We start from the raw sequence: 3,152 nt of genomic DNA on the forward strand, positions 1-3,152 counted from the left end.
CATACAACTTTTTTTAAAATTTTTTAAGTTCATATTCCTAAAATAGGAGGGGGTTCTTAAACACGTTCAGTCCATGAAGTCGCTGTAGTTTTGAGAACTTTGTTGAGTTCGTCAATGTTCTCAAATCCAGTTGTACGAAGCCATTCACGAGCTGCTGCTTCACCGTCTTTGATGTAGGCTTCCACTGATCCAGCCCAGGTTGCACGGCCACAAAGAACACCATTGAAGTTTGCGCCTGATTCGTGGGCAAAGACAAGGGTTTCTTGGAAGAGTTTAGCTGACACTCCCGCACTCAAGTAGATATATGGCAAGTTAGTTGCTTCATCTTGTGCTTTGAAGAAGGCTGCTGCTTCTTCACGTGTATGCACGATTTCACCATCTCCAAATCCTTCAACGTATTTAACGTTGACCGGAACTTCCACTTTCAAGACATCGATGTTGAAACGTGGGTCTGAGAAGACCTTCATGGCACTGATAACCTTGTGTGGTTTCACTTTTGCGTATTCTGCAGAACCTGCGTCAGAGATTTTTTCATCGTAAGCAAGGATTTCAAGGAAGAATGGAATGTCTTCCGCCACACACTCAGAACCGATGCGTTCGATGTATGCTTGTTTTTGTTGGTTGAGTTCGTCAGAACTGTCTACGTCATAGTAAAGCAAGAATTTGACAGCGTCAGCGCCTTGTTCTTTGATGCGTTTTGCAGACCAAACATCCAAGCAGTCTGGCAAGCGTTTGGTGCTAGTTGTGTCGTAACCTGTTTTCTCATAAGCAAGGAGAAGACCAGCATTTGGAGCAAGCGCTTTTGTAGCTGGAAGTCCATACTCTGGGTCGAGAAGCATAGATGAAGCGTATTTGGTCAATTCATCTGCTACCAAGACTTTGAGTTCTTCCATTTGAGCCACTGTTGGCTCTTCTGTTTGGTATTGAGCCATGAGGCGTTTCAAAGCACCACGTTGGTCAAAGGCAAGAGCTGAGATGATTCCATTTTCATCTGAAAGTTTTTCTAAGCGTGCACGTTTTTGTTCTGTTAAAGCCATTTTATACCTCTTTTACTATTAATTGATCATATAGAGCCTGATAGTTGGTCATATTGACATGACCTGTCATTTTTTCTTGAGCATTAAGCATACCAAGGACATTTGCCTTGATGAGGAGTTCTGCATCCGATTCCTCATGAAGAAGTCCTGATGAAATACCTGCAACAGTAGAATCTCCAGATCCGACAGGATTGACTACCTGAATTCTAGGAATATCTACCTTGTAGAAAGTGTCACCATGTTTGGCAAAGGCACCATTGGCACCAAGCGAAACAATAATCCATTCAATCCCTGCAAACAAAGGTTCTTGGAGAACTTCTTTTAATTCATCCAAATTCTCAGAAACTTCTCTTCCTAGAAGCTGAGACAATTCCTCATTATTTGGTTTGATTACTGTTGGTTTATGTGGTGATTCAAGAACTGCTTGAAGAGCTGCACCCGAGCAGTCCAGAACAACTGGTTTTCCTGCGCGATTAGCAAGCTCTACCAAGCTCGCATAGTAGTCAACTGGAAGGCCTGCTGGCAGACTACCTGAGATAGCAACTACTTCCACAGTGTCAAGAAGATTCTCGAAATGAGCCAAGAAATCTTGTCCTTCTTGTTCCAGAACTTCAGGACCTTTTTCAAGGATTTCTGTTTGGCTGTCTCCGTGGAGAATAGCGATACAGTTTCGAGTTTCACCTTGAATGAAGAAAAAACGTTTCGTTACTTTATCGTCGATATGCTCTACTAAAAACTCACCAAGTTTACCACCGACCAAACCAGTAGCAGCAACAGAATCACCAAATTCTGAAAGAACTCGTGTAACATTGAGACCTTTACCACCAGCTGTCTTGGTCACGTCTACCACACGGTTGACAGTGTCAATTTTTAATTCATCCAAAGGATAAGAAATATCAATGGATGGATTCATCGTGACTGTTAGAATCATGCGTCACCTCTTAGTCGTGGTACTCACCGCGATCCCATTTTTCAAGGAATTCTGTAAAGAAGTTTGCATCCGCTTGATGAGCATTGTGGGTTTCAACGTGCTCAATTTTCGCAATCAATTTTTTATTTTCTTCTGATGGTTTGTATTCAGCATTGATGAAAGCTTCAATGATATCGCACATAAGCAATTCACCAGTAATCTTACCACCAAAACCAATAACGTTAGCATTCAATTGCTCTTTTGCATAAAGAGCTGTTGTCATATCACGAACCAAGGCAGAACGAACACCAGGAACTTTATTGACAGCGTTGTTGATACCAACACCAGTACCACAGATACATACCCCAAGATCAGCTTGACCGCTTGTAACGGCTTCACCAACTTTTTTACCAAAGATTGGGTAGTGAGTACGTGTGTGGTCATATGTACCAAAGTCAATCACTTCATATCCTTTTGATTTCAAAAATTCTGAAACCGCCATTTTTTCATCTGTTACGATGTGGTCACATCCAATTGCAATTCTCATTTTTATCTTACCTTTCTTACTGTAATCTAATTAGCACATTTTGTTCAACATGTCGACACGAATTTGGTGACGGCCACCGTCGTATTTACCGTTAACAAATCCTTTAGCAATATTTTTAGCCAATTCATCACCAACAAGTTGTGCACCCATAGTGATCATGCGTGAGTTGTTGTGGCCACGAGTCATATAAGCTGAACGTTCGTCAGATACCTCTGCAGCAACCATTCCTTTGATTTTAGTTGCGACCATGAATGGACCAGCACCATAAGCATCAATGACGATACCAAGATTTTGTTCTTCTTTGTTTACTTCTGCAGCAACGGCAAGAGTCACATCAACAAAATCTTGACCTTCAGCTGTAACATCCACAACCTGGAAGTTTTCTTTTTCCAAGAAGTCTTTCACAACTTCTTTCAATCTCAAACCTGCAGCATCTGCACCGATAACAATAGACATATTGTATACTCCTTTTTTAAAAAATTCTAGACCAGCTCATTTGTCGACTTATACTCACTGAAAATCAAAGAGCAAACTAGGAAGCTAGCCACAGGCTGTACTTGAGTACGGCAAGGTGAAGCTGACGTGGTTTGAAGAGATTTTCGAAGAGTATTACAAATGGCTAGTAGTTGTTGACAACAATAAATAATGTAGAGATGAT

Annotated in this window: 4 protein-coding genes; all 4 read right to left on the minus strand. The window is 41.3% G+C overall.

Annotated features, from left to right (window positions below; genetic code table 11):
• Positions 1–56: 56 nt before the first annotated feature.
• Genes lacD through lacA form a run of 4 tightly spaced genes read right to left on the minus strand, consistent with a single transcriptional unit; the run spans position 57 to position 2,950 of the window.
• Positions 57–1,037 carry a tagatose-bisphosphate aldolase gene (lacD, locus tag SORDD16_RS05225; RefSeq protein WP_061452605.1) on the minus strand — a complete coding sequence of 327 codons (981 nt, stop codon included), beginning with the start codon at positions 1,035–1,037 and terminating at the stop codon, positions 57–59.
• Between the two features lies 1 nt (position 1,038).
• A complete protein-coding gene (locus tag SORDD16_RS05230; protein WP_061452606.1) occupies positions 1,039–1,968 on the minus strand; it encodes a tagatose-6-phosphate kinase in 930 nt (309 codons plus the stop codon).
• Between the two features lie 10 nt (positions 1,969–1,978).
• A complete protein-coding gene (lacB, locus tag SORDD16_RS05235) occupies positions 1,979–2,494 on the minus strand; it encodes a galactose-6-phosphate isomerase subunit LacB (RefSeq protein WP_001216921.1) in 516 nt (171 codons plus the stop codon).
• 30 nt (positions 2,495–2,524) lie between these two features.
• Positions 2,525–2,950 (minus strand): galactose-6-phosphate isomerase subunit LacA, encoded by a 426-nt coding sequence (gene lacA, locus SORDD16_RS05240; RefSeq protein ID WP_061452607.1) that lies wholly within the window; start codon positions 2,948–2,950, stop codon positions 2,525–2,527.
• Positions 2,951–3,152 lie beyond the last annotated feature (202 nt).

Origin of the sequence: Streptococcus oralis, from assembly GCF_001578945.1 — a bacterium.
In the GTDB taxonomy this organism is placed as follows: domain Bacteria; phylum Bacillota; class Bacilli; order Lactobacillales; family Streptococcaceae; genus Streptococcus; species Streptococcus oralis_Q.